Source organism: Paeniglutamicibacter quisquiliarum (assembly GCF_019084045.1).
GTDB classification, from domain to species: domain Bacteria; phylum Actinomycetota; class Actinomycetes; order Actinomycetales; family Micrococcaceae; genus Paeniglutamicibacter; species Paeniglutamicibacter quisquiliarum.
This window is the reverse complement of sequence record NZ_JAHRED010000003.1, coordinates 311,045-336,641: the sequence shown is the minus strand read 5'-3', so window position 1 is coordinate 336,641 and position 25,597 is coordinate 311,045. Positions and strand designations below refer to the sequence as shown.

The following is a 25,597-nucleotide window of genomic DNA, read 5'->3' as shown; positions in this document are numbered from 1 at the left end:
CCATGGCAACGAAGGAGACTGAACACACCGTCATCATCGGGGCCGGGCAGGCCGGGATCCAGGTCGCCGACTCCCTGCGCGCCGGGGGCTACACCGGCGCCGTCACCATCCTCAATGACGAGGCACCGTTCCCCTACCAGCGCCCGCCGCTGTCCAAGGACTATCTGGCCGCCGATTCACCGGGCACCGTCCTGCCCCTGCGCGGCCCGGACTTCTTCGCCGCCAAGGAGATCACCCTGTTGGAGGCTGCGGCCGTCGCGGTGAACACCGCTGCACGAAGCGTCACGCTGGCAGACGGAACCACCCTGGCCTACACTCATCTGGTCTTTGCCACCGGCGCCGCCAACCGGCCGCTGCCCTGCCCGGGCGCCACGCTCCCCGGCGTCCACGCCCTGCGCACGCTCGAGGATGCGGAGAACCTGCAGCGGGCGCTGTCCGCCGCCCGGCGGATTGTGGTGATCGGCGCGGGGTTCATCGGCCTGGAATTCGCCGCTGCAGCCAGGGCACGCGGGCTGGAGGTCACCGTGTTGGAATTCGCCGCGCGCCCCATGGGTCGCGCGCTCTCGGCGACCGCATCCGACTGGTTCGCCGCCCGGCACCGAGCCGACGGCATCGACCTGCGCCTGCACGAGGGCGTGGCCGCCATCCACCCGGACGGGGCCGGCTTGCAGGTCGAATCCACCACCGGTGATCGGTATCCGGCGGACCTTGTCCTTTACGGGGTGGGCGTTCTCCCGCGCACGGAACTGGCCGAGGCAGCGGGACTGGCCACCGACAACGGGATCCTGGTGGACTCGGCGCTGCGCACCGGAGTGGACGGCGTGCTGGCCGTCGGCGACTGCGCATCCTTCCCGAACGCGCACACCGGATCGCGCACCCGGCTCGAATCGGTGCAGAACGCCACCGACCACGGACGACATGCTGCCCGGAGCATCATGGGGCACGCTACCGACTACGCGGAAACTCCATGGTTTTGGAGCACCCAGGGATCCCTCAGGCTGCAGATCGCCGGGATCTATGAACCCACGGACCAGGCAGTCGTGCTCGGGGATCCTGCCGGCGGCAAGTTCTCCATCGCGCTGCTGCGCAACGGAGTGCTGGCGGCGGTCGAGTCGGTGAACTCCCCGGCCGACCACATCGCCGCGCGCAAGCTCGTGGGACGCGGAATCGCCGTGGATCCCTCGACACTCGCCGATCCGGCGTTCAGCCTCAAGGCCCTGGCCAAGGCCGGCGTCCCGATACCGGCATGAACCGCCGCCTCTCAGTTCCGGCCCCACGCTCCGTCCATCGCGGCGATGCAGTGTTCCAGCAGTGCCTCGGCGCGGGGCCCGGGCGTGGAGGTGCGCGGCCAGATCGCCACCACCGCGCTGGGGCTGTTGGGCGGCTCCAGCTGCCGGATCGCCACCGGCAATCCGTCCAGCGTGTGCGGCGGATTGTTGGGCCGGGCATAGAGCAATGCGTAACCCAGGCCGCGGCCCACCATGGCATTGACCAGCACCACCTGGGGCAGCGAATAGGCGACGTTGGGATGGAGCCCTGCCTCGGAGAAGAGCCTGCGCGTGTTTTCCGTGCTCGGGCTGGCCTCGTAGTTGATCAGCGGCTCGTCCTCCAACTCTTCCAGCGTGATCGATTCCTGGGCGGCCAGCCGGTGCTCCGGGTGCAACACCACCTCGAGCCGCGTTTCATAGATGACCCGCTTGGCGAATTCGGTCGGCAGCAGCAGGTCGTAGACCAGGGCCAGATCCAGTTCGCCATTCTCCAGCGCCGGGAGCAGGTCATCGTGGGTGCCGACCCGCACCGTCACGTCGATGCCCGGATGCAGGGAACGAAAGCCCTCGAGCGTCGAGGGAACCACGTAGCTGGCAATGGAGGCAAAACACCCGATGGAAACCGGACCGCGCAATGAGCCGTCGGAGCACGGAAAGGAATCGGCCAATTCCTCGCTGTCGGCCACGATGCGCGCGGCCTTGGCCGCGAAGTACTTGCCGGCCGGGGTCATGCGCACCCCGTGGGACTTGCGCCGCACGCAGAGTTGTTCCCCGGCGATCCTTTCGACCGCGGTGATCGCCTGGGAAAGCGCCGACTCGGAGATGCTGAGTTCGGCCGCCGCCGATCCCAGGGTCGAATGACGTGGGAGTTCGGCCAGCATTTCAAGCTGGCGCAGGGAGAAGCGGGCCATTCTTCAGTCCAATCAATAATGTTGTACAACTATTTGAAGTTTACTCAATCATTGTGTGCTGTAACACTTGATGGTGACCTGGGTTACCTGAACGGTTTTGCCACGGGCAACACCGGCGCACAGCCGACCACGTCGATCCATTACGAGCAGCCCGCTCAAAGAGGAGCACCATGAGCATTGCCCAGAACCAGACACCGGCCCAGCGCGCCAACCAGCGCCGGGTCGCGTTTGCCACGATCATCGGAACCACCATCGAGTGGTATGACTTCTTCGTCTATGCCACCGCCGCAGGCCTGATCTTCGCAGAGTTGTTCTTCAAGCCGGCAGGCGCGCAGATCGGCCTGCTGCTTTCCTTCGCCTCGGTGGGCATCTCCTTCCTCTTCCGTCCGCTGGGCGCCTTCCTGGCCGGCCACTACGGGGACAAGATCGGCCGCCGCGCCATGCTGGTGATCACCCTGATCCTCATGGGCGCCGCAACGACCCTCATCGGTGTGCTGCCGACCTACGCCACGGCCGGGGTCATGGCCCCGATCATGCTCTTGCTGCTGCGCATCCTGCAGGGCATCTCCGCCGGCGGCGAATGGGGCGGCGCGGTGCTCATGGCCGTCGAGCACGCACCCAAGGACCGCCGCGGCCGCGCCGGTGCCTTCCCGCAGCTCGGTGTTCCCCTGGGCATGCTTCTGGCCTCGGGCGTCATGGCGCTGATGACGGGCGTCATTTCCCCCGGCGAGCAGTTCCTGGCCTGGGGCTGGCGCGTGCCGTTCCTGCTGAGCATCGTGCTGATCGTCGTCGGCTACGTGGTGCGCCGCGCTGTGGACGAATCCCCGATCTTCGAGGAGATCGCCGCCAAGAAGCAGCAGACCAAGGTCCCGGTCATCGAGCTGTTCCGCAAGCACTGGCTGCTGGTCATCCTGGCCGCTCTGGTGTTCGCGGGCAACAACGCCGCCGGCTACATGACCACCGGTGGCTTCCTGCAGGCCTACACCACCAACCCCGAGGGGCCGATCGGCTTCGAGCGGACCGACGTGCTGGTTGCCGTCTCCTTTGCCGCGGCAATGTGGTTCATCTTCACGCTGCTCTCGGGCTACCTGGCGGACACGATCGGCCGCAAGCGCACCTACCAGATCGGCTTCACGTCCCAGGCCCTCTGCGTGTTCCCGCTGTTCTGGCTCATCAACACCGCCTCGCTGCCCATGCTGTACCTGGCGTTCGCACTGTTCGCGATCGGCCTGGGATTGGCCTACGGCCCGCAGGCCGCCCTGTACTCGGAGCTGTTCCCGGCCTCCGTCCGCTTCTCCGGCGTGTCCATTTCCTACGCCCTGGGCGCCATCATCGGCGGCGCGTTCGCACCGATGATCGCCACCTGGCTGGTCCAGGCCACCGGTACCACCACCGCGGTCTCGGCCTACCTACTGGTCATGACCCTGGTGTCGCTCACCGCCGTGTCCATGTTGCGCGACCGCAAGGGCATCGACCTTTCGATCAACAACCAGGCCGAGCAGGAAATCGGGGCCACGATCTTCGACAAGCGCCGTCCGGCGCTCGAGTCCCCGGCCGTGCCCGTCAAGTAGCGGACCCAAGGCAGGGATCCAGCTTCACTGCGGGTTCCGCCGCAAAACACGAATGGCCGGTGTCCGTCCCCTCTCAGGGGAGGCGGACACCGGCCATTTAGTCGTTGAGTCGCATGCGCTTAGACCGGGAACGCGACTCCCTCGCCAATGACGCGCAGGTTCAGTTCCATGCCGGGGCGTGCCATCGAGGCGTTCCAGTGGCGGATGGTGATGATCTCTCCGCCGCCGGCCAGCCCGGGCACCGGCGAGAGCCTGATCCGCACCGTGGTCTCCGAACCGAAGAACACGGTGTCGACGACGACTCCCCTGATGGGTCCGTCGGACGTGATGCGGATTTGCTCGGGGCGCAGCATCAGGCGCACCCGGCCCTGGAGGGTTGCATGGCGCACCGGGATGCCACCGAGGGAACACATCGCCAGGGAACCCTGGAGCTGGGCTTCAAGCATGACTGCGTCGCCCAGGAACTCCGCGGTGTCCGGGTCCACAGGGCGGGTGTAGACGGAGAACGGCGTTCCGGTCTGGGCCAGCGTCCCGCCGCGCATGACCGCGACCTGGTCGGCAAAGGACAGCGCCTCGCTCTGGTCGTGGGTCACCAGGATCGTGGTGATTTCCGCGGCATGCAGCACGTCTGCCACGGCCTTGCGCGTGGCAACGCGCAGCCCCGCGTCCAGGGCCGAGAACGGCTCGTCCAGCAACATCAGTTTCGGCTTGCGGGCCAGGGCGCGGGCAAGGGCCACGCGCTGCTGCTGGCCGCCGGAGATCTCGTGCGGTCGGCGATCCCCCATGGAGGCCTCCAGCGAAACCATGTCCAGCAATTCGGCCACGCGCCGGGCGTTGGCCCGGCGTCCGGCCGGATTCCAGGCACGGTCCAGCCCGAATGCAATATTCTGGGCAACGCTCAGATGCGGGAAGAGTGCCCCGTCCTGGGCCACGTATCCGATTTCCCGCTTGTGCGCCGGGATCCAGGCGTCCCCGGCAACCATGCGGCTGTTCAACTCGATCGTCCCGCTGTCGGGGTTCTCGAAGCCCGCGATCAAGCGCAGCAGGGTGGTCTTGCCCGATCCCGAGGGGCCGACAATGGCCGTGGTCCCGCCTTCAACGACGGAGAGGTCGACTCCCTTGAGGACTTCCTTGGAACCGAAGCTCTTGACCAGGTCGATGGTGCGCAGGAACTTGACGGCAGGCACGAGTCCGTGGGACGCGAGTGTCGGGGGTGCAGAGGTGGTCACTGTCCGGCCGCTTTCTTTGACTGTTGGAACAGCAGGTAGGTCATGGGTACGGAAATGAGGATCATCAGCAAGGCATAGGGTGCTGCACCCGCGTAGTCGATTTCGCTGCTCTTGGCCCAAAATGCCGTGGCGAGCGTGCGGGTGCCATTGGGTGCCAACAGCAGGGTGGCGGTCAATTCGTTGACGATTGCCAGGAAGACCAGCGCCGCCCCGCCTGCCGCCGCCGGTGCGGTTAGCCTCAGGGTGACACGGCAGAAGGCCATGGCGGGGGAACGTCCCAGCGATCGGGCCGCCTCCTCGAGTTCCCGCGGCGACTGGGCGAGCCCGGCCCGCAGGTTCACCAGTGCGCGCGGAATGAACAGGAGCACATAGGCGGCGAGCAGCACATACGCGCTTTGGTAGATTCCGGGGACCACACGAATGGCCACGGTGACAAACGCCAGGCCAACCACGATCCCGGGCATGGAGCTGGTGATGTAGTTGGACAGTTCCAACAGCTTGCTGAACCAGTTGGCGTGGCGCACCGCCAGGAAGGCCAGGGGGAAGGCGACCACGACGGTCGCCACTGCCCCGCCAAGGCCGTAGCCCATGGTCTGGAAGAGGGCAGGGAAGAATTCGGTCGGATCCCAGATCTCCGCTCCCCCTGCAATGAGCCAGCGAACCACGGAGTACAGGGGCACGCCAACTGACAGGACGAAGAGAGACAACAGGGCCAGCTGGGAGGCGATTTCATAACGTCCCAGGCGCAGGCGGAACGCGAGCCCCTGGGCGCCAAACCCGACGCGGGAGTACCGCGCGTTTCCGCGCACCTTGGCCTCGCCCAGCAGGAGCAGCATGCACAGCAGGACCAGCACGCTGGCAAGCATGTTTCCCGCGGCGCCGCTGAAAGCCGACTGGAACTGGACCATGATGGCCGTGGTGAAGGTGTCGAAACGGATCATCGCGAAGGCGCCGTATTCGGAAAGCAGATGCAGGGCCACCAGCAGGGCGCCGCCGGCCATGGCAATGCGCAGCTGCGGCAGCACCACGCGAAAGAACACGGCCCAGGGCCCCAGGCCCAAGGAGGCAGCGGACTGCTCAATGGCCGGGTCCAGCCGCCCCATGGTCGCCGCAACGGGGATGTACACCAGCGGAAAGTAGGACAGCGTGGCAATCAGGGTTCCGGCCCCTAGGCCGGCGAGTGAGGGAACCGTCGAGGCCCACGCATAGCTGTTGACGAACGCCGGGATCGCCAGCGGCGCGGCAAGGGCCAGCGCCCACCAGCGGTGCCCGCGCAGGTTCGTGCGTTCGACCAACCAGGCGCCGCCCACTCCCAGCACCAGGCACAGCGGCACCGTGACAAGGACCAGCAAAATGGTGTTGAGCAGCAGTTCGCCCACCCTCGGGCGGATGACCAGTTCCAGGACGGTGTCCCAGCCGGTGGCAATCGTCATGTAAATGACGTAGCCCAGCGGGACCAGGGAGAACAGGGCGATGAGGGTTGCCAAAAGCGCGAGCGCCGAAACGCCCAATGGCGGGCGGGGCGCTTTGCCCCCGCCCGTCATTCTCGGATCCCGCTTGGTGTCCGGAACCAACTGGGTCTTGCTCATGTGGCTACAGCAGTCCTGCCTTGTTCATCAGTTCGGTGACCTTGGCCGAGTTGAGCTTGGCCGGGTCAACCGTCGGAGCCTGCAGCTCCTTCAGGGGTACCAGCTTCTCATTCGAGGCCACCTCGGAACCGACTGCATATTCAAACGACGTTCCGGTCTTCAGGATTTCCTGGCCGGCCTTGCCGGTAACGAACTTCAGGAATTCCTGTGCCTGGGCCGCGTGCTTGGACGATGCGAGGACACCACCACCGGAGACCGAGACGAATGCTCCCGGGTCCTGGTTCTTGAAATAGTGCGAGGTGACATTCTTCGAGTTCTCGCCGGTCTTCGCCTGGTCGCCATAGTAGTAGTAGTGGTAGATCAGCGCGCCGTCGATTTCTCCGGCGTTCACTGCCTTCATGGCCGTGGAGTTGCCCTTGTAGGCGGTGAAGTTTTCCTTCATGCCTGCGAGCCACTCGGCCGTGGCTACCTCACCTTCGAGTTCCAGCAGTGCGGCAACGATTGCCTGGAAATCGGCTCCGGTCGGCGAAGCTGCCCAGTTGCCCTTCCACTCCGGCTTGGCCAGATCCAGCATGGACTTGGGCAGCTTGTCTGCGCTGATCTTCTTCGGGTCGTAGACGAACACTGTCGAGCGTGCAGCAATGCCGGTCCACTTGTTGGTGGAAGGACGGAATTCGACCGGCACCTGGTCAAGGGTCCCCTTGTCGATGTCGGCGAAGAGACCGGCGTTCTCAACCTGCGCCATTGCAGGAGAGTTCTCGGTTAGGAAGACATCCGCGGGGGAGGCTTCGCCTTCCTGGATGATCTGGTTGGACATTTCGGTGTCAGAGCCGTTGCGAATGGTGACCTTGATGCCGGTCTCGGCGGTGAAGGCGTCAACCCATTCCTGGGCGAGGCTTTCGTGCTGTGCGTTGTAGACCGTGATTTCTCCCGAGTCCGCGGTTCCGGGGGCCGGAGCATTGGCGGAGCATGCGGTCAGGCCGAGGGCCGCGGTGGCAATGACGGCGAGGCCAGTCATCACGCTTTTTCGAATCGTCATGAGTCGGCGCTTTCTAGTGGGAGTGAAGTTTCCGAGGTCCCGGGGGGGTTTTGAGTGGGACCGCTCACATATCTTAGGTATGACTTACCTAATTCACCAAACAAAATGGGTGGCAAATACGTTAGCCGTGCCATGGCCGCCATGCGTCACGCACGAATGCCCAAAAATGCCTTTCAGTGCGCGGAATTCGCTCAGAATTTCCGGACTCGAATTCACCCTAATCACAGACCATTTTTTGCAGCAAACGAAGGTTGCGGGGTGCCGACCGGCCATTCCCAACTCCGTCCATGTGAAGTGTCTCACCTAAAATTTTCATCGCGTCATATTTGCAACAAACCCTTCCCCCCTTGGGTTTGCGCACGAAAAAACATTGCCCCCGGAGCCGATCCATCGGGTCTAGGGGCAATGCGAATTATTTAGTTAGAGCCGCCAAGCCGAGTGATTGGTCGACGATGTAAGGATCTGCCTACTTGTAGGGGCGGAACTCGCCGACCATCGGGCAGTCAAACGGGTCGCGCGCCGAGAGTCCGACCTTGTTCAGGTACGTGATGACCTGGGCATAGGACTGGGAGACCGAGGTGACCGTGTAGGGGACCTTGAGCTCGTGGCAGTATTCGCGCACGATCGCGGCCACGCCCGCTAGGTTGGCGCGGGGCATCGACGGGAACAGGTGGTGCTCGACCTGGTAGTTCAAGCCGCCGAAGACGTGTGAAAGGACGCGGTTGCCGAATGCCGTGCGGGCCATGACGTTGCGGCTGGTCAGCACCTGGCGGGAGAAGAAGTCAATGCGCGATTCCTTGGGGATCAGCGGCATGCCCTTGTGGTTGGGGGCAAACGATGCACCCATGTACACACCGAAGACCGCGAGCTGCACGCCCAGGAACGCCGAGCCGATGCCAACCGGCAGGAAGATGTAAATGGCCGCCACGTACAAGGTCAGCCGCACGATGATGGAGATGATCTCGCGTCGGCGGTCCTTGACCCGGTCGCCGGTGAACAAGTAGATCATGGAACGCATGTGCAGGTTGAAGCCCTCAAGGGTCAGCAACGGGAAGAACAAGTAGCCCTGGCGCTCGGTGATCCATTTCAGGAACCCCTTCTGCTTCTGGGCGTCTTCGGTCTGGAACGAAATGGTGTCCCACTCGATATCCGGATCCTTGCCCACCGTGTTGGGCATGGCGTGGTGCTTGTTGTGCTTGTTCATCCACCACTGGTAGCTGATGCCGACCACGAAGTTGGCCAGAAAGCGACCGATCCTGTCGTTGGCCGGACCCGATGTCAGGATCTGGCGGTGCGAGGCCTCGTGCGCAAGGAACGCGAACTGGGTCAGGATGATACCGATGACAGCGGCGACAATCAGCTGGAACCAACTGTGCCCCAACAGCACGAAGCCGGTTACGGCGCCACCAAGCAGCAGCACCAGAACGCTGACCAGCCCGAGGTAGTGGCCCTTGCGGCGGCCCAGCAGGCCGGCGTCGCGGACGCGAATCTTCAGGTGGCGGTAGTTGTTGGCTCCAGCCGAACCACGCGATACACGTTGCTCCGGGGCCGAGGGGGACAAAGTGGAACTCATACTACTCAAGGGTCACTCCCAATAAGCTAGTAGGGCGACGATTTCAGTCGTAAGAACTGAAAATCTCGGTTCCTATGTTTATGAGCTTACGTGCTATGCATGTGAAATACCTGATCGTTGCGCATAGACACTAATTTGCTGAATTCAATTCTCGGCATGAAGCCAGCTCTTCAAGGCGACTATCGCCCTTTCTCCCCGTGATTACGCGTCTTCTTGACGTCATCAGCTAATTCTGAATACATACCCCTTGGTGCATTTGTCTCCCACGTCACATGACGGTTGACCGGGTCGGGCTGAGCCGCACTGCGGGCCCGAGGTGAACCCCCGGTGCGGCCCGGTTGCCGTTGCGGGCCAACCCTATTTGCGGTTGGCCCGCAGTACCTCGAGGCGTTGCCGATACTCCGTCTCATCTATTTCACCGCGTGCATAGCGCTCGCGCAGCACGCCCTCGGCACTCATGGGATCGCCCTGGACGCGATGGCGCCAGTACATGCGGCGGCTAAAGAAGATGAAGAATCCAATCAGCAGAATCCAGAAGATCGGGATCAGGAAAAACCAGCCGGGGCCATACCCCGGACCCCAGGCGTGGGCCTGAACGGATGCCAGAGCGGGAAGAATCGCGGTTGTCATGATGGGTTGCTCCTCAAAGCGTGAATTGCGGGTTCCGAGGCTCTTCGCCTCTTGTACCCACTTTCTTCCCTGGCGTTCCTTCTCCGCATCGGCCAGGTGGAGACACCTTGGGCCCCTGCAGTACCCCGATTGGTGCAGCCGAGGATGCTGCCTGGATTAGTCGCGGCTCTTCCGCGGTGTCTGCGGGGCGGGCTGCGCTCCGGGCGTGATCAGACCGCTTTCGTAGGCGATGACCACCAGCCCGGTCCTGTCTCGCACACCCATTTTTCCAATGATGCGCGAGACGTGCGTCTTGGCCGTGAGCGGGGTGATGAAAAGCTGCTCCGCAACTTCGGCATTGCTCTGGCCCGTGCCAATGAGCAACAGGACCTCGCGCTCGCGTTCCGTCAGGGCCTCGAGGGCCGCAGGCCGCCTCGGTGCCTGAACCGGCTTGGTGGCTGCAACCTGCGCCAGCAGCTTGCGGGTCACCGAGGGCGAGAGCAGCGAGTCCCCGGCGGCGACGATGCGCACCGCCGCAATGAGTTCCTCGGGCTCGGTGTCCTTGACCAGGAATCCGGAGGCGCCGGCCCGGATGGAATCGAGGATGTAGTCGTCGAGTTCGAATGTGGTGAGCATGATGATCCGAGTGTGGGCCAGTGACGGGTCCGCGGCGATGGCTGCCGCGGCTGTGATGCCGTCACCCTGGGGCATGCGGATGTCCATCAGCACGATGTCTGGGTTCAGCGCGCGGGCCTGGGCAAGCGCCTGCACGCCGTTGGAGGCCTGGCCGAGCACGCGCATGTCGTCCTCGGCACTCAGGAGCGCGGAGAATCCAGCCCTGATCAGTGACTGGTCGTCCACAATGAGAACGCCGATCATGGGGCTCCCTAGTTCAGTGTCGTGGGGTGTCCGCGTCTCAGGCATGCTGCCCCTTCGGTGCCGGGATCCATGCCTCGATCCGGGTTCCGGGTCTTCCCGCTCCCCCGGGCATGCCCGTGGTGATCGTGAGCGTTCCGCCGTGGGAGCCCAGGCGCTCACGCATACCGCCGATGCCGTTTCCCTCGTCCCCGGCGCCCATGCCGATCCCGTCGTCGGTCACCGTGACCGCAGCGTGCCCGTCATCGAGTTCGACTGCCACGGCAACGTGGCTGGCCATCGCGTGCCTGACAACATTGGTCAGCGATTCCTGCACCACCCGGTAGAGGATGTTCTCCACCCGTTCGTCGACCCACTCCGGGGGCGGCAGCACCGGCGGGGTGAAGGAGATGGACAGGTTGGCGCCGCGGACCCGCTCGACGAGTTCGTCCAGTTGCTCGAGCCGCTGGCTGGGAACCCGCGGCGCGTCCTGCCGCAGGACCGCAAGCACCCCGCGGACCTCGGAGAGTGCCTCCTTGGATCCTGACTTGATGTTTTCCAGGGCCTCAAGCATTCCGGAGGTGTCGCCGTCCTTCTTGGCCAGGTGCAGCGCCACGGAGGCCTGCACGTTGATCATGGACAGCGAGTGGGCCACGACGTCGTGGATGTCCCTGGCCAGCACGAGGCGTTCCTCATCCCGCTGGTGCTTGGCCCGCTCACTGGCGGCGCGGCGGAATTCGTCCCGCCGGGTCTTGGCGCTGCGTCCCAGCTCCCCGGCCAGCAGGACGACAACCAACCACACGAGCACGAAGAAGACCCGCGTGCTTTCCCCGGGTTGCAGGGCCAGCAGCAGGAACGCGATCCCGGCCGCCGCGGCACTGCCCCAGGCCCACCAGCGTGCCCCGGCCAGAACGGCCAGAACCAGGCCCACGGCAAAGGATAAGGGGAAAGGTCCCCACGGGAAGCCCGCCGCAACGTAGCCGACCGTCACCAGCCCAATGCCTGCAGCCATGGGTCCGGGCCTGCGGCGGCGCAAGAGCAACAGGGCGGGGCCGGCCAGCAGCAGGAGCACCGCGCCCCACGTCAAAGGCGCGCCCTGGCGCCACGCGGCGATGTGGGTGCCAACCAATTGAACGACCGCCATGACCATGGGCAGGATGCCCAGCGGAGGACGGCGTCGGTTGAACATGAGACGAGACTACTCGTTGCCGCCCGGCGTCCTCATCCGGCCTCGGCCGTAGGGACAGCTACGCCGGCGGGAGTAGGTCGCCCCCGCGACTGCCCGACAGACTGTAGGGATTCGAGCACGCTTACAAGGTTGGCAATACCCAAACCACCCATGTTCGCACAGCCGCGCGCCGAGGCGTGCCCAGTTGCACCTATTCTTATTATCTCCCCCACAAGGGCTGTTATTGCCATTGACGTCCAACTCTGACCTCGTGAAAATCAAAGGTATGAAAAGCCCGGAATGCTGTGGACATGCGCTCCGACGCCTGCGGCATATGTCGAGGCCCGCCCCGCGGTTTCGCGACCCAGTGCCCATGATGCGGACATCAGAATCCGTCTGGCCGGGACTCGACTTAATCAATTCACCAACCTCTGGGCCACCCGCGATAAAAACCGCAACTCAAGAATCGTCCGAAGCGATCCTTGATCATTTGAGTGCGACCCGTCGTTCACAATGAGTTTTTTGAGCACCAGAAATCCGCCCTCATTTGAACGGTATGACATTATTACTACCTGTTGCCCCGAAATTTGTCCGGTGCACCAAGCAGTGTCCCCTTGCGCGTTGCGGCACGATCGATCCATGGATCTCTGAGCACGACGCATGCCACAGATGGAAGTCCCATGACTCAGTCCAGAACCGCCGATTTAGTTCAGCGAAACTTCCACGCCCGTTCCCTGCGCGTTAGGGTCGTCCTTTCCCAAGCACCACTCAGCCTGACTGTGATCTTGATGGTGGCCCATGCAGGCGCCGTCTTCCCCGAGATTTTCGCCAATCCCATCTTTGCCGCTGGACTGTGGATGCACGCCGTCATCCTTCTCCTCTGCTTCGCGATGCCCTGGGACAGGCTCCCATACCCAACTTTCCTGGTCATTCCGTACCTGGATTTTGTGGCTGTGGGATTTACCCGCGAGGGCAGCCTGCCATACGCAACCTCGGCCGGATTGCTGATGTTGTTTCCTGTCTTTTGGATCTCTGCCTCGGGTCTGGCCCGCAAAACGGCAGTTTTCAGCAGCCTGCTGGGAACCTTGTTGATCATCTGGACCCCGCTGCTCCTTGACGGCACGCCGGTCACGGCGGGGCAACTGAGCAAGCCCCTGCTCTTCCCCTTCATGATGGCCGGCTTTTCCTTCGCCGTCGTGAGCATGACAGCGCACCTGGACCGCCAGCGACTGGCCGTTCTCGCCAAGGATGTCCAGCTGCGCGCCACGCTGGATGCCAGCCGACGGCGCGAACAGCTTCTCTCCGCCGTCCTGGACGCGATCCCTGTGGGCGTGGTGGTGGTGGATGCCCAGGGCCGTGACCAGTTGATGAACACCACCCAACAGGCCTTCCACGCCTTTGCCGTTCCCGATGACATGGAGGATCCTGCCGAGAAGGACCTTTTGCTCTTCGGCTCGGACAGGGTGACCCCGTTGGAGGCCGCGGAACGCCCCGTGCGCCGCGCCGTTTCGGGCGAGTCCTTCACCAATTTCGACCTCTGGGTCGGAGCGGGCGACGGAGCGCGCGCCTTCTCCACCACTGCACGTACCATGAAGGATGCTGATGGCAACTACGACGGCGCTGTCATTTCCTTTCACGATATTACGGACATGCTTGCCGCACTGGCCGCCAAGGATGATTTCGTTGCCAGGGTCTCCCATGAATTTCGAACACCGCTGTCCTCCATCCTGGGCTATGCAAGCCTGATCATGGACGACGGCCAGGACCTCCCCACCGAGGTAACCAACGCCCTAGCCGTCATCGAACGTAACGCCGAACGCCTGCTGGATCTTGTCAATGACCTGCTGGCCACAAAATCAATGATGTTTCACCCCGCTCCCACCGATTTTGCCCAACTGGTAGCGCACAGCTTGGCAGCAGCAGCCCCCTCGGCAACCGCAAATGCGGTGACCTTGCACAATTCGGTCGAGGATCCAATGCCTGTCGTCGTTGACGCCGGGAGAATCGGACAGGTGCTGGATAACCTCATCTCCAACGCCATCAAGTACTCGCCCGACGGCGGCACCGTCACCGTCCGGGCATGGGTCGAGGGTGAGGACCTCCTGTGTACGATCCAAGACACGGGAATGGGAATGAACAACACCGAGCAGGCCGAAGCATTTACCAAGTTCTTCCGTGCCGACCAAGCCCTAAAACGCGCCATTCCCGGGCTCGGCCTAGGCCTACTCATCACCAAATCCATCGTGGAAATGCACGGCGGGACTATTGATTTGCATAGCGCGCCGAGAGCAGGGACCTCCATCCGCTTCACCCTGCCACAGTCCGTATACAGGCCTGGTGCGCTGCACGTCCGCTGAGAGTCCTCCACAATGCGTGTCCGCAGGGTTGGGAACCATTGATGGCTGTCGTCCCAATTCCCGCAAGCCAGTCGCCCATTCACCACACCAGTTTTTGACTTGCTGGCGCGGATTCGATGGCAGAGACCGTGGCTCGACAGCCAGCTCGGTAGTCACCCATGCCAAGTACCCGGTGCTGATTCACCATGGCTATTGGCCGTTGTCCCCGCCTCAGGTCAGTCAACGTGGAGTTCCAACTACCTCGTGGGCACTGCGCGGCGGGCCGCCTGCGGAACGCCGCGGAAGGCCTCCGATCGCCCCGTTCGCCCTGCGCTCGAACGGGGCGATGCAGTTGCCGTTGGAACCGCAGAACTGCTAGGACGGCCACGTCACGAATGCCAGGATCCGCGGAGGTAGAGTGAGGTCTGGCGGTACCGTTGAGTGGTTTCGTCGAGCACTCCGCCCTTATTGAGGAAATGAGTCAACCACCATGGAAGAATCTCCGCGCAGCAAGATCGTTGTCGGCGTCGACGGGTCATCTGAGTCTGTCAACGCACTACGCTACGCATCGGTCCTTGCCTCGGCAATGGGCCATGATCTGGTGGCCTTCGCTTCCTGGCTCCCGCGCCTTGTCCTGGAGGACTACACCCCCGAGTGGGATCCAGAGCAGGACGCCCACGAGAACTTGGACAAGGCAATCGAGCAGGCCTTCGGCGTTGACATCCCGGAAAACCTGAAGCGCGAAGTCATTGTGGGACCGGCAGCCCCCAACCTGCTCAAGGCCTCCGAGGATGCCGCAATGGTCGTGCTGGGCACTCGCGGCCGCGGCGGCTTCAAGGGCCTGGTCATGGGATCGGTCTCCAGCTCGCTGGCCGCCCACGCCTCGTGCCCGGTGCTGATCCACCACGGCGAATAGCAGGCTCGCGGCTGTCAGTCGGGGAACCGGCCGGCACCAACGGTAGCGGTTTGCTGTTCTAACGATCGCTGGAACTCGATCTTCGTCCTCGGTATTTCCGTGGGCCATCGCAGGCTGACTTGCGCCCCAACGCCGGTACCCTTGGGCCATCACCACCGTCAAGGTCTCCGAGGCCGGCGGATACCGGGGGTTCCACTGGGCTGATGGTGAAAACACGCCGCGGCCCACCGCGAACGATTCCACCGAGACCCCCGGGCTTGGATGCCGCACCCAAATCGAACTCCACTGCGCACCCTGCCACCCCGCCTGGTGGGGCCGGGACCACCCCAAAACCACGCAGCGACCACGGGGCGGCAGATTCGTGGCTTGCAGTCGGCCGGCAAACCCAAAAACAACGCCGGCCCCGTGCCCGCCCTTGAGAACTTCAAGGACGGGCACGGGGCCGGCTCACGGGGTGGAGCCTAGATTCCTGCCGCGCGCTCCGCGGACTCGACCACGTTGGCCAAAAGCATGGCACGGGTCATCGGACCCACGCCGCCCGGGTTCGGGGAGATCCAGGAGGCAACCTCGTAGGCCGCCGGCTCCACGTCGCCGGTGACAACGGCCTTGCCGTTCTCGTCGTTGACGCGCGAGACGCCCACGTCCAGCACGATCGCGCCGGGCTTCAGGTCCTTGGCCTTGATCATGTGCGGCTGGCCGGCGGCGGCGATGACCACGTCGGCCTCGGCGAGGTGCGCGGCCAGGTCGCGGGTCCCGGTGTGGGCCAGGGTGACCGTCGCGTTGACGTCGCGGCGGGTCAGCAGCAGCCCGATCGGGCGCCCGATGGTCACGCCGCGGCCGACGACCAGCACGTTCTTGCCGTTCAGCTCGATGCCGTGGCGCTCCAGCAGCTCCACGCAGCCCTTGGGGGTACACGGCAGCGGGGAGGACATCGGGCGGTTGACGTTGGCGACCAGACGGCCCAGGTTCATCGGGTGCAGGCCGTCGGCGTCCTTGGCCGGGTCCATGGCCTCGAGGATGGTGTCCTGGTCGATGTGCTTGGGCAGCGGCAGCTGCACGATGTAGCCGGTGCATTCCGGGTTCTCGTTCAGCTCGCGGACCTTAACCAGCAGCTCGTCCTGGGTGGTCTCCTCGGGCAGGTCCACGCGGATCGACTTGATGCCGACCTCGGCGCAGTCCTTGTGCTTGCCGCCGACGTACCAGGTGGAGCCCGGGTCCGACCCGACCAGGATGGTGCCCAGGCCGGGGGTGACGCCGCGTTCGGCGAGTTTGGCCACGCGTTCGGTCAGTTCGGCCTTGAGGGCCTTTGCCGTTGCCTTGCCGTCAAGAATCTGTGCAGTCATATGTGTGGTGCTCCGTTTCAAGAAATAGTTCCCGTGCGCGCATGGTGCGGGGTGGTGCTTGGGTGGCCGGTGGCCGTTTACCAGTCTTCGAGGCCCTCATAGAGCGGGAAGGCCTTGGCCAGGGTGTTCACGCGTTCGGCCAGGGCCGCCTTGTCCGCCTGCTGTCCGTCACGCAGTGCGATGCCGATGATGTCGGCGACCTCGGTGAAGGCGGCCGCGTCGAAGCCGCGGGTGGCCAGCGCCGGGGTGCCGATGCGCAGGCCCGAGGTGGTCATCGGCGGGCGCGGGTCGAAGGGCACCGAGTTGCGGTTCACGGTGATGCCGATTTCGTGCAAAAGGTCCTCGGCCTGCTTGCCGTCCAGCTCCGAATTGCGCAGGTCGACCAGGACCAGGTGCACGTCGGTGCCGCCGGTGAGCACCGAGACGCCTGCCTTAGTGACATCCTCGGCGGTCAGGCGTTCGGCCAGGAGCCTGGCGCCCTCGAGGGTGAGGACCTGGCGCTGCTTGAATTCCTCGCCCGCGGCGATCTTGAACGCAACCGCCTTGCCGGCAATCGCGTGCATCAGCGGCCCGCCCTGGTGGCCCGGGAAGACGTTGGAGTTGATCTTCTTGGCCAGCGCCTCGTCGTTGGTGAGGATCAGTCCCGAGCGGGGACCTGCCAGGGTCTTGTGCACCGTGGAGGTGACCACGTCGGCAAACGGCACCGGGTTCGGGTGCAGGCCCGCGGCCACGAGCCCGGCGAAGTGGGCCATGTCCACCCAGAGCCTTGCGCCGACCTCGTCGGCGATGGCGCGGAACGCGGCGAAGTCGAGCTGGCGCGGGTAGGCGGACCAGCCGGCGATGATGACCTGCGGCTTCTCGGCGATGGCCTGGGCACGGAGCTTGTCCATGTCCACGCGGAAGGTTTCCGGGTCGACCTCGTAGGCGGCAACCTTGTAGAGCTTGCCGGAGAAGTTCAGCTTCATGCCGTGGGTCAGGTGTCCGCCGTGGGCCAGGGACAGGCCCAGGATCTTGTCGCCCGGTTCGATCATGGCCGAGAGGGCAGCGGCGTTGGCGGAGGCGCCGGAGTGCGGCTGGACATTGGCGAACTTGGCGCCAAAGAGGGACTTCACGCGCTCGATGGCCAGGTTCTCGGCCACGTCAACGTGCTCGCAGCCGCCGTAGTAGCGGCGGCCCGGGTAACCCTCGGCGTACTTGTTGGTCAGCACCGAGCCCTGGGCCTCGAGCACCGCGCGGGGCGCAAAGTTCTCGGAGGCGATCATTTCCAGGGTGTCGCGCTGGCGGCCCAGCTCAAGTGACAGGACCTCGGCGATTTCCGGGTCGAGCTCGGCGAGGGATTGGTTGGTCACGGGATTCTTGCTCATGGTGTTGAACTCCGGTGGGTGAGGGTTGGTCTTCGGGCAGGGTCACATTGCGAATCATTCAACCCCCGGACCCAGGCGCGCGGTCCGTGGTTAGCTCGTGTGCCGTTCCCCGGTGGTTCATCCCACCCAACGCCAGTTGCGACACCCTTCGATATTAGTCGGAATAGGCCCGTGGGCCAGACTGTTACACCGAGTGACAGTTGTATCTTCAATAACCACGTCCCACAGGAGGGCCAGCCGGAATGCAATCGATCGGTGAACAGCTTCGTACGGTCGTGATCGGTGCCGGCCAGGCAGGACTTTCGGCCGCCCACCACCTGCGACGCAAGGGCTTGGTCCCCTTCGCGGACTTCGTCGTGCTGGATGCCAACGAGGGACCCGGTGGCGCGTGGCGCCACCGCTGGGACTCCCTGACCTTCGACCGCGCCCACGGACTGCATTCGCTTCCCGGTATGGAATTGGACACACCGAACCGCGCCGAACCGGCCTCCGCGGTGGTCACCCGCTATTACGGCGACTATGAATCTGCGTTTGCCCTGCCGGTGGTCCGCCCCTTCAAGGCCAGGACCGTCACCGGCTCGCTCGGCGAGGGCTTCACCATCACGTCAACCGACGGCCGCCGGATCCAGGCGGCCACCGTCATCAACGCCACCGGAACCTGGGACAAGCCCTACTGGCCGTACTACCCCGGCGCCCGCGAATTCACCGGCCGCCAGCTGCACACCCGGGACTTCGTCGCGCCCGAGCAGTTCCTGGGCAAGCGGGTGCTGGTGGTCGGCGGCGGCACCAGCGCCGCGCAATTCCTGCTGCAGCTCGCCTCCCTGGGCATCGACACCCTGTGGTCCACCCGGCGTGCTCCGCAGTGGAGGGAAGCCCCGCAGAACAAGGCCTGGGGCATCGAGGTGGAGGCGAACGTGAACGACCGCACCCATGCCGGACTGGTTCCACGTTCCGTGGTCTCGGTGACTGGCCTGCCGCTGACCGACTTCTACCAGGAGGGAATCGACTCCGGGGTCCTGGTTTCCCGCGGCGGGATCGACTCGGTCTCGTCGGCGGCCGTCACCTTCACCGACGGCAGCACCGAGGACATCGACGTGATCCTGTGGGCCACCGGTTTCCGCGCCTCCCTTGACCACCTGGCTCCCCTGGGCCTGCGCGAGCCCGGCGGCGGCATCGTCATGGGCGAGGATTCGGTCACCGTCACCAAGGTCCCCGGGCTGTTCCTGGTCGGCTACGGCGCCTCCGCCTCCACCATCGGGGCAACGCGCGCCGGCCGGGCCGCGGCGGTTGCCGCCGTGCGGGTGCCGGATCCGCGCGAGGCGGCCGTGGCGGCGGGCTAGGAACGCTTCATTTTTCCGCCGGATTCAGCCACGGCGAACGCTGCATGTAGCGTAATCCCGTGAGCACCAACGAATTCATTGTGTCCCTGTCTTGCCCCGACCGTCCGGGCATCGTCCACGCCGTCTCGGGAGCCTTGCTCAGCGCCGGTTGCAACATCACCGAGTCGCAGCAGTTCGAAAGCCCGGAGACGCACAACTTCTTCATGCGCATCGCCGTGGCCACGGAGCAGGACCTCGAGGCGGTGCGCGCGGCACTGGGCCCGGTCTCCGAGCAGTTCGGCATGGAACTGAAGGTCACCGCCGCCGGTTCGCGCGTGCGGACGCTGATCATGGTGTCCAAGGAAGGCCACGCGCTCAACGACCTGCTCTACTCGCAGCGCGCGGGGACCCTGCCGGTGGATATCCCGGTCATTGTCTCCAACCACCTTGACCTGAAGCCCATGGCCGACTTCCACGGCATTGAATTCATCCACATCCCGGTCACCGCCGCCACGAAGGCCGAGGCCGAGGCCCGGCTGCTGGCCCTGGTGGACGAGCACGACATCGAACTGGTGGTCCTGGCCCGCTACATGCAGATCCTCTCCGATGACCTGTGCCGCGCGCTCAACGGGCGGGCCATCAACATCCACCATTCGTTCCTGCCGTCGTTCAAGGGGGCCAGGCCCTACCACCAGGCGCACGCCCGCGGCGTCAAGCTCATTGGCGCCACCGCCCACTACGTGACGGCGGACCTGGACGAGGGACCGATCATCGAGCAAGAAGTCATCCGCGTGGACCATGCACGCACCGCCGAACAGTTCGTGGCCATGGGCCGGGACGTGGAGGGCCGCACGCTGACCCGCGCCGTGGCCTGGCATGCCGAGCGCCGAGTCATGCTCGACGGCTACCGCACCGTCGTTTTCTCCTGACAGCGCGGCGCCGTTTGCACGGCGCCGGCCGGGACTTCGTCCGGCGAGCCCTCAGCCCTCGGCTTCACCGAGCGCGACGTGGACTTCCGAGGTGACGGCGGTGCCGCGCTCCACGGTGCGTGAGACCGTGCAGTACTTGTCGTGCGAGAGCTCCACCAGGCGTTCCACGAGGCCTGCGGCCTTGCGCCCGCCGGCGGTGTCCGGAAAGGCCACGTCGAAGGACAGGTGCAGGCCGTCCATGCGGTTGGCACCGTCCTCAACCAGCTTGTGGCCGGATGCAGCCACCCGAAAGGTCGTGGGCTCGGCGCTGCGGGCCGTCACCGTGTCGACGTCGATCGACGAACATCCGGCAATCGCCGCCAGCAGCAATTCCACCGGGCTCAGCAATCCTTCGCCCTGGCCAAATTCAATTTCAGCGCCCGCGTCATTGCGCACCGTGTAACGGCCTGTCGCGGTGCGGGTCAGCTCGACGGAACGCAGCGTGGGGTCTTCGTTTTCGCTCATGCGTTCATCATGCCACCACCGGAGGGGACGTTGCCGTGGCGGAGGGCCCCACGGTCCGCGAAGGAACGGTAAAACCCGCCCGCGGCACGGGGAACCACACCCGAAATTCCCTCTAGGGTTCGTTGGCCCACTGCTCATGTTCGTCCAGATGGTGGCGCGCGCTGGCCTCGGAACCGGTAAGTTGCTCCATGCGCCCCATCAGTTCAGCCGCGAGGGTCCAGGTTTCCAGGGTGGAGGGCGGGTTGACGCCTGCCGCGCGGGCAATCTTGTTGCGCCACTTGTTGGTGAACCCCAGGACCTGGTCGCCGCTGATGTTGCGGTCCCAAAGCCACCTGGCCAGCGCCCTGGCCTTCAACAGCCTGTTGGCCTCGGCGTGCGCGCCGTGGCTGAAATGGTCGACCGGGGTCTTCGGTTCGGCCGGCGCGGGTTCGACTGCAGCCGGTTCAACCACGGCAGCCACGTTCGACCCGGCTTCGGCTTCCCCGGGTTCAAGGTCGGGCAGCCCCATGGCCACGATTTCGGGGCTGTTCTCGATGGTGTGGACGGCGCCCTCGATGATCGCCCTCAACCGCTCCAGGACCCGGGGAGGGATGCTCCCCGCCTGTTCATCGAGCGTGCCACGGAGTGCTGCGACCATTTGCTCGTAAACCTCGACCTTGTGCTGCGGCCACATCGTCCCAGCTGCTCCCTCACCCTTTGCATCCGAACACCGTCCTACGGTTCCGCCGCCCCAGGGCGCGGAGCCGAAGAACAACACTATCGGGTTGCCCGGCACGCTGGCCACCGCCCCTCCCCCGAACGCGACACCGGGCCGGCAGCGGGGTCCTCACCATGGCACGGAACACGCATGCGGCCGCGTCGTGTCACCAACCAATGGCGCCGCCGGCCAACGGCTACAGTGGGTGTCATGGCCCACATCATCACCATTGACTCGATCACCCCGTCCGTCGACCCCACCGCATTCGTGGCACCGACAGCAACGCTTTCCGGGGACGTTTCCCTGGGTGCCAATGCCAGCGCCTTCTACGGCGTTTCGGCCCGCGGGGACTCGGACACCATCACCGTCAAGGAGGGCACGAACCTCCAGGACAACGTGGTGCTGCACGCGGACACCGGCTATCCCTGCACCATCGGCGAGCGCGTCTCGGTGGGCCACTCGGCGGTGGTCCACGGGGCCACCGTGGGCAACGACTGCCTCATCGGCATGAGCGCCACCATCATGAACGGTGCCGTCATCGGGGAGAACTCCCTGGTGGCCGCCGGCGCGCTGGTGCTCGAGGGCACGCAGGTGCCCCCGCGCTCGCTGGTTGCCGGGGTTCCGGCCAAGGTCAGGCGCGAACTGAGCGACGAGGAGGTGGAGAACCTGAAGGAAAACGCCGCCCACTACCTGGTGCTGGCGGCGAAGCACCGTGAGGCAAACGCCGCACGCTAGGTAAACACCCGCCCACAGAATAGGGAGCACATACGCGATGGCAAGTTACATCCAGGCACCACCCACCGCACATCCGGGAGCCCCCTCGCCTATCAAGGCCACGGGCCGCACCCTGAACTGGGGCGTCGTCTCCACCGGGCGCATCGTCGGAAACGTCATCGCCGATCTCAAGTCGCTGGAGGACGCCAACGTGATGGCGGTGTCCTCGCGCAGCGAGAAGCGCGCCCGCGCCTTCGCCGACGAACACGACATCGAATGGGCCTACGGGTCCCACGAGGTGATGTTCGCCGAGCCGGAAATCGACGCCGTCTACATCGGCACCCCGCACGGGCAGCACTTCGAGATCGCCATGGCCGCGCTGAAGTCAGGCAAGCACGTGGTCTGCGAGAAGTCGCTGACCATCAACGCCTCCGAGGCCCGTGCCCTGGTGGCCGAGGCCGAGGCCCGCGACCTCTTCCTCATGGAGGCGGTCTGGTCCCGTTTCACCCCGGCGTTCGGCCGGGCCCTGGACATCCTGGAATCCGGCGAGCTCGGCGAGCCTTCCTGGGTCCAGGCGGACCTGGGATTCGTTGCCCCCTACGACCCGACGTGGCGGCTCTTCGACCCGGCCGCTGGCGGCGGGGCCCTGCTGGATCTGGCGGTCTATCCGCTCACCTGGGCCATCGGCGCCTTTGGCTTCCCCACCTCGGTGCAGGCCAGCAGCGACCTCAACGACGACGGCGTGGACATCCAGACCGCTATCACCCTGGGCTACCCGGGCGTGCGCCACGCCCAGCTGATGGTGTCGCTGACCAGCTCCCCGACCAAGGAAGCCCGCGTCGCCTGCACCAATGGCTGGCTGGGCACTAACGCGCCGCTGCACAACCCCACGAAGCTGTTCATCCACCCGGCCGACGGCCCGGCACGGACCGAGGTCTTTGAACCGGTGGGCGCGAACTACACCTTCGAATTCCGCGAGGCGACCCGATGCATCCAGCAGGGCCTCAACGAGTCCCCCACCATGCCGTGGGAGCACTCGGTGAACACCATGGCGATCTTCGACGGGATCCGCCACCAGCTGGGGATCCGCTACCCGAACGACCTCGTCTCGCGGTAGGCCCGCTCTCGGGGCAATGAAAACAAGGTTTGGCGGTGCCGGGGAATCCCGCGGCACCGCCAAACTTTTTCATACCCGACAGCCATCGAGCAATGGAGGATTCCTTGCTGGCCAGGGACTACATCACCGAAGATTTTCATTCACTCCGACTCTTGCGATTGTTCCTCCCCACGCACGACCGGCTCGATGAACCGCAGCGCTGGTCCGAGATATTGCCGGCCGGCGTCGAACTGGCGGGTTCCACCGACTGGAACGAACTCTGGTCCGCGCACTCGCTGGAGCACGCCGACGCGGAGCTTCCCCGCGCTCCCCTGGGCACGTTGGATCTTTCCACGGCCCAGGCCCTCGGCGAGATCCTGATCGCGCACTTCGGTCCGCGGTATCCGCTGCACACGCGCAGCTGGGTCGGCCGTGCCCGGGCTTTCCCGCCGGATGCAACAAGCAGCAGCTTTGATGGCCATGAGTTCGTCCACGAAATCCTGGGCATCGAGGAGGTCATTGCCTCCGCCATGCGGGACCAGGTTCCCGAGTTCGTGGAGGACCCCTTCAAGACCTTCGCCTGGGGCACGTGCCTATACCCGGATTCGCTGATCATTGCCGCCGAACCGATGCTGTTCCGGGCGTTGCACCAAGACCCGCGGCTGGAAGCCGTGTCCATCATGTCGCACCGAGATATCCTGCCGGCTCCCTTTGAGGGATAGACCTGCCACTATGTTTACGCTGGAGACCTTCCGAACTAGATTTAATCCATGAAGTGGCGCCCTTGGGCAATGTCGAATGTTGTCATCCACGCCGTTCGGAGAGAGTGCAAGGGGAACGGCATGAATCCGGCCGCGGCTGGACTCCATAGTGCTGCAAGGCGAAGCGGAAATGGATACGGGAACAGAGCTATTTAGCCGGCTTAGCGAGTGGTGCAAAGAGCACCGCCACAGTGTGCGTATCCGCAAACAGTGGAAAAACATGGCCTATGGCGCCGCAGAGGAGATCCACCGAGAGCTGGTCGTCAGGGGGTTTACTCCGCTCAGTGAACGCCGCCTGCGCAGGATCGCCGCAAACGCCGACTGGTGGTGGTGGAAACAGAATTCACGCAGCTCCTATGGGCGCGCCCGCTCACGCCACGACAAAGGCAATCCGGTGAAGCCCACGGTTCTGGACACGGGCATCGACTAGGCCAAATCCTTCGAGGCCAGGCTAGGCCAAGGATCGAATAGGGCCATCAAACTGCCGAAGGTTCCCTGGTCGTCTGCCTCGCGGCGCGGCCATGGAATCTTCGGAAATTTGAATCACCCGCCACCTACTTGGCAGCAAGCTCCGCTTCGGCGGCTTCGCGCTCGGCGTTCTTCGCGCTGCTGCGGCGCCAGATGGCTGCGATGACCGCCCCGGAGAGATTGTGCCAGACCGAGAACACGGCGCCGGGCAGCGCCGCCTCGGGCGTGAAGTAGGTCTTGGCCAAGCCCGAGGCCAGGCCGGAGTTCTGCATGCCGACCTCAATGGCCATGGTGCGGCGGGTGGCGATGGGCTGCTTGAAGAGCTTGGCGGTTCCGTAGCCCAGCGCAATGCCTCCGGCATTGTGCAGGATGACCGCAAGGAGGATCAAGAGACCGGCGCTGAAGATGGCGGCGGCGCTGCCCGCCACCACGATGAGCACCACCCCGGTGATGGCGATGACCGAGACCCAGGGAAGGGCGGGCAGGACCTTGGCGACCACGCGCGGCAGGAGCACGCGCAGCACCAGGCCGAGCACGACGGGGATGAGCACGATCTGCACGATCGACTTGGCCATCGACCCGGCATCCACCGGCAGGTACTGGCCAGCCAGCCACAGGGTCAGCAGCGGGGTGAAGATGGGTGCCAGCAGGGTGGAGATCGAGGTCATCGTCACCGAGAGGGCGACGTCCCCCTTGGCCAGGTAGGTCACCACGTTCGAGGCGGTTCCGCCCGGCGCACAGCCCACCAGGATGACGCCGGCGGCCAGCGCCGGAGGCAGCTGCAGCAGCATCGAAATGCCCAGGCCCAGCAGCGGCATGATCACGTACTGCGCCACGACGCCCAGGAGCACCGGCAGCGGCTTGCGCACGACGAGCGCAAAGTCCGGCAGCGTGAGCGTCAGGCCCATGCCAAACATGATGATCATGAGCAAGGGATTGATGGCCTTGGAGAATCCGCTGAAGGTTTCAGGGGTCAGCAGGGCAATGGCCCCGCCGGCCAGGACCAGCAGCGGGAAGAGCGTCACGGCGACCTTCGCGCTGCGCTCCTCGGCATCCAGTCCGGGCTTGGGTTGTACGTTTCGATCGGTTGACATGAAAAAATGGTGACAAATTGATCAAGGCATGTCCAATCAATTTGCCAGTTCGCCCAAGCCTGACCGCTGGTCGCGGAAAATGTACCGCTCATCGCAACATCCCGGCGTCATGTGACCGGGGTCGGTAACGCAGTGGAGCGAATACCCGCGGTGCGGGAGCGGGCCGGCCGCCAGCTGCCGGTCCGCTCCCACCCGTCCAACACGGCATGGATGACTCCATTACCCGCCGTGTCTCCGGCCCCGG

General features: G+C 64.8%; 23 protein-coding genes and 1 riboswitch. Of the genes, 10 read left to right on the top strand and 13 right to left on the bottom strand.

Translation table 11 applies throughout. The annotated features are described in order from the left end of the window. Window positions 1–2 precede the first annotated feature (2 nt). The gene (locus KRR55_RS08200) at window positions 3–1,250 is read left to right on the top strand and encodes an NAD(P)/FAD-dependent oxidoreductase (RefSeq protein WP_217388588.1); all 1,248 of its coding nucleotides are present in this window, start codon (window positions 3–5) and stop codon (window positions 1,248–1,250) included. An 11-nt stretch (window positions 1,251–1,261) separates the two neighbouring features. Here the strand turns inward: KRR55_RS08200 and KRR55_RS08195 are convergent, their stop codons facing one another. Then, window positions 1,262–2,179 carry a LysR family transcriptional regulator gene (locus tag KRR55_RS08195; protein WP_217388587.1) on the bottom strand — a complete coding sequence of 306 codons (918 nt, stop codon included), beginning with the start codon at window positions 2,177–2,179 and terminating at the stop codon, window positions 1,262–1,264. A gap of 170 nt (window positions 2,180–2,349) precedes the next feature. Between KRR55_RS08195 and KRR55_RS08190 the strand changes: the two genes are divergently transcribed. Beyond that, complete coding sequence (locus tag KRR55_RS08190) at window positions 2,350–3,750, top strand: MFS transporter (RefSeq protein WP_217388586.1); 1,401 nt, start codon at window positions 2,350–2,352, stop codon at window positions 3,748–3,750. A 119-nt stretch (window positions 3,751–3,869) separates the two neighbouring features. Here the strand turns inward: KRR55_RS08190 and KRR55_RS08185 are convergent, their stop codons facing one another. The 7 genes from KRR55_RS08185 to KRR55_RS08155 all read right to left on the bottom strand — a co-directional run bounded on the left by KRR55_RS08185 (window position 3,870) and on the right by KRR55_RS08155 (window position 11,833). After that, a complete protein-coding gene (locus KRR55_RS08185; RefSeq protein WP_336245072.1) occupies window positions 3,870–4,937 on the bottom strand; it encodes an ABC transporter ATP-binding protein in 1,068 nt (355 codons plus the stop codon). Window positions 4,938–4,975: 38 nt separating this feature from the next. Then, window positions 4,976–6,523: an ABC transporter permease gene (locus KRR55_RS08180; RefSeq protein ID WP_254456014.1), complete on the bottom strand. Its 1,548-nt coding sequence runs from the start codon at window positions 6,521–6,523 to the stop codon at window positions 4,976–4,978. A 49-nt stretch (window positions 6,524–6,572) separates the two neighbouring features. Then, entirely contained in the window at window positions 6,573–7,607 is a 1,035-nt protein-coding gene (locus KRR55_RS08175; RefSeq protein WP_217388583.1) for an iron ABC transporter substrate-binding protein, read from the bottom strand. Between the two features lie 466 nt (window positions 7,608–8,073). Continuing rightward, the gene (locus KRR55_RS08170; protein ID WP_254455965.1) at window positions 8,074–9,180 is read right to left on the bottom strand and encodes a fatty acid desaturase family protein; all 1,107 of its coding nucleotides are present in this window, start codon (window positions 9,178–9,180) and stop codon (window positions 8,074–8,076) included. A gap of 357 nt (window positions 9,181–9,537) precedes the next feature. After that, window positions 9,538–9,810, bottom strand: a complete 273-nt coding sequence (locus tag KRR55_RS08165) for an SHOCT domain-containing protein (protein WP_217388581.1) — start codon at window positions 9,808–9,810, stop codon at window positions 9,538–9,540. 156 nt (window positions 9,811–9,966) lie between these two features. Beyond that, complete coding sequence (locus KRR55_RS08160) at window positions 9,967–10,668, bottom strand: response regulator (protein WP_217388580.1); 702 nt, start codon at window positions 10,666–10,668, stop codon at window positions 9,967–9,969. A 37-nt stretch (window positions 10,669–10,705) separates the two neighbouring features. Continuing rightward, window positions 10,706–11,833, bottom strand: coding sequence for a sensor histidine kinase (locus tag KRR55_RS08155; protein ID WP_217388579.1), 1,128 nt, complete (start codon window positions 11,831–11,833; stop codon window positions 10,706–10,708). A 659-nt stretch (window positions 11,834–12,492) separates the two neighbouring features. Here KRR55_RS08155 and KRR55_RS08150 point away from each other — a divergent pair. Both KRR55_RS08150 and KRR55_RS08145 read left to right on the top strand, forming a co-directional pair. After that, complete coding sequence (locus KRR55_RS08150) at window positions 12,493–14,169, top strand: sensor histidine kinase (protein WP_217388578.1); 1,677 nt, start codon at window positions 12,493–12,495, stop codon at window positions 14,167–14,169. A 469-nt stretch (window positions 14,170–14,638) separates the two neighbouring features. Beyond that, window positions 14,639–15,064 (top strand): universal stress protein, encoded by a 426-nt coding sequence (locus KRR55_RS08145; RefSeq protein WP_217388577.1) that lies wholly within the window; start codon window positions 14,639–14,641, stop codon window positions 15,062–15,064. A gap of 461 nt (window positions 15,065–15,525) precedes the next feature. Here KRR55_RS08145 and KRR55_RS08140 read toward each other — a convergent pair whose 3' ends face one another. Both KRR55_RS08140 and glyA read right to left on the bottom strand, forming a co-directional pair. Further along, a complete protein-coding gene (locus KRR55_RS08140; RefSeq protein ID WP_217388576.1) occupies window positions 15,526–16,407 on the bottom strand; it encodes a bifunctional methylenetetrahydrofolate dehydrogenase/methenyltetrahydrofolate cyclohydrolase in 882 nt (293 codons plus the stop codon). Between the two features lie 77 nt (window positions 16,408–16,484). Then, the gene (glyA, locus tag KRR55_RS08135) at window positions 16,485–17,771 is read right to left on the bottom strand and encodes a serine hydroxymethyltransferase (RefSeq protein ID WP_217388575.1); all 1,287 of its coding nucleotides are present in this window, start codon (window positions 17,769–17,771) and stop codon (window positions 16,485–16,487) included. Between the two features lie 62 nt (window positions 17,772–17,833). Next, window positions 17,834–17,921, bottom strand: a riboswitch (ZMP/ZTP riboswitch). 92 nt (window positions 17,922–18,013) lie between these two features. Here glyA and KRR55_RS08130 point away from each other — a divergent pair. Together KRR55_RS08130 and purU are read left to right on the top strand one after the other, a co-directional pair. After that, complete coding sequence (locus KRR55_RS08130) at window positions 18,014–19,111, top strand: NAD(P)-binding domain-containing protein (RefSeq protein WP_217388574.1); 1,098 nt, start codon at window positions 18,014–18,016, stop codon at window positions 19,109–19,111. Window positions 19,112–19,170: 59 nt separating this feature from the next. After that, the gene (purU, locus tag KRR55_RS08125) at window positions 19,171–20,019 is read left to right on the top strand and encodes a formyltetrahydrofolate deformylase (RefSeq protein ID WP_217388573.1); all 849 of its coding nucleotides are present in this window, start codon (window positions 19,171–19,173) and stop codon (window positions 20,017–20,019) included. A gap of 51 nt (window positions 20,020–20,070) precedes the next feature. Here purU and KRR55_RS08120 read toward each other — a convergent pair whose 3' ends face one another. After that, window positions 20,071–20,523: an OsmC family protein gene (locus KRR55_RS08120; protein ID WP_217388572.1), complete on the bottom strand. Its 453-nt coding sequence runs from the start codon at window positions 20,521–20,523 to the stop codon at window positions 20,071–20,073. 112 nt (window positions 20,524–20,635) lie between these two features. Further along, the gene (locus KRR55_RS08115; RefSeq protein WP_217388571.1) at window positions 20,636–21,196 is read right to left on the bottom strand and encodes a hypothetical protein; all 561 of its coding nucleotides are present in this window, start codon (window positions 21,194–21,196) and stop codon (window positions 20,636–20,638) included. 234 nt (window positions 21,197–21,430) lie between these two features. Between KRR55_RS08115 and KRR55_RS08110 the strand changes: the two genes are divergently transcribed. From KRR55_RS08110 to KRR55_RS08095, 4 genes are all read left to right on the top strand, one after another. Then, window positions 21,431–21,955 carry a gamma carbonic anhydrase family protein gene (locus KRR55_RS08110; protein ID WP_217388570.1) on the top strand — a complete coding sequence of 175 codons (525 nt, stop codon included), beginning with the start codon at window positions 21,431–21,433 and terminating at the stop codon, window positions 21,953–21,955. A gap of 37 nt (window positions 21,956–21,992) precedes the next feature. Then, on the top strand, window positions 21,993–23,051 hold the full coding sequence (locus tag KRR55_RS08105; RefSeq protein ID WP_217388569.1) for a Gfo/Idh/MocA family protein: 1,059 nt from the start codon (window positions 21,993–21,995) through the stop codon (window positions 23,049–23,051). Window positions 23,052–23,143: 92 nt separating this feature from the next. Beyond that, window positions 23,144–23,752 carry a hypothetical protein gene (locus KRR55_RS08100; RefSeq protein ID WP_217388568.1) on the top strand — a complete coding sequence of 203 codons (609 nt, stop codon included), beginning with the start codon at window positions 23,144–23,146 and terminating at the stop codon, window positions 23,750–23,752. A 148-nt stretch (window positions 23,753–23,900) separates the two neighbouring features. Beyond that, window positions 23,901–24,221, top strand: a complete 321-nt coding sequence (locus KRR55_RS08095; protein ID WP_217388567.1) for a hypothetical protein — start codon at window positions 23,901–23,903, stop codon at window positions 24,219–24,221. 124 nt (window positions 24,222–24,345) lie between these two features. On the opposite strand, the gene KRR55_RS08090 is transcribed toward KRR55_RS08095, so the two are convergent. Beyond that, window positions 24,346–25,353, bottom strand: a complete 1,008-nt coding sequence (locus KRR55_RS08090; RefSeq protein WP_217388566.1) for a bile acid:sodium symporter family protein — start codon at window positions 25,351–25,353, stop codon at window positions 24,346–24,348. Between the last annotated feature and the right edge of the window lie 244 nt (window positions 25,354–25,597).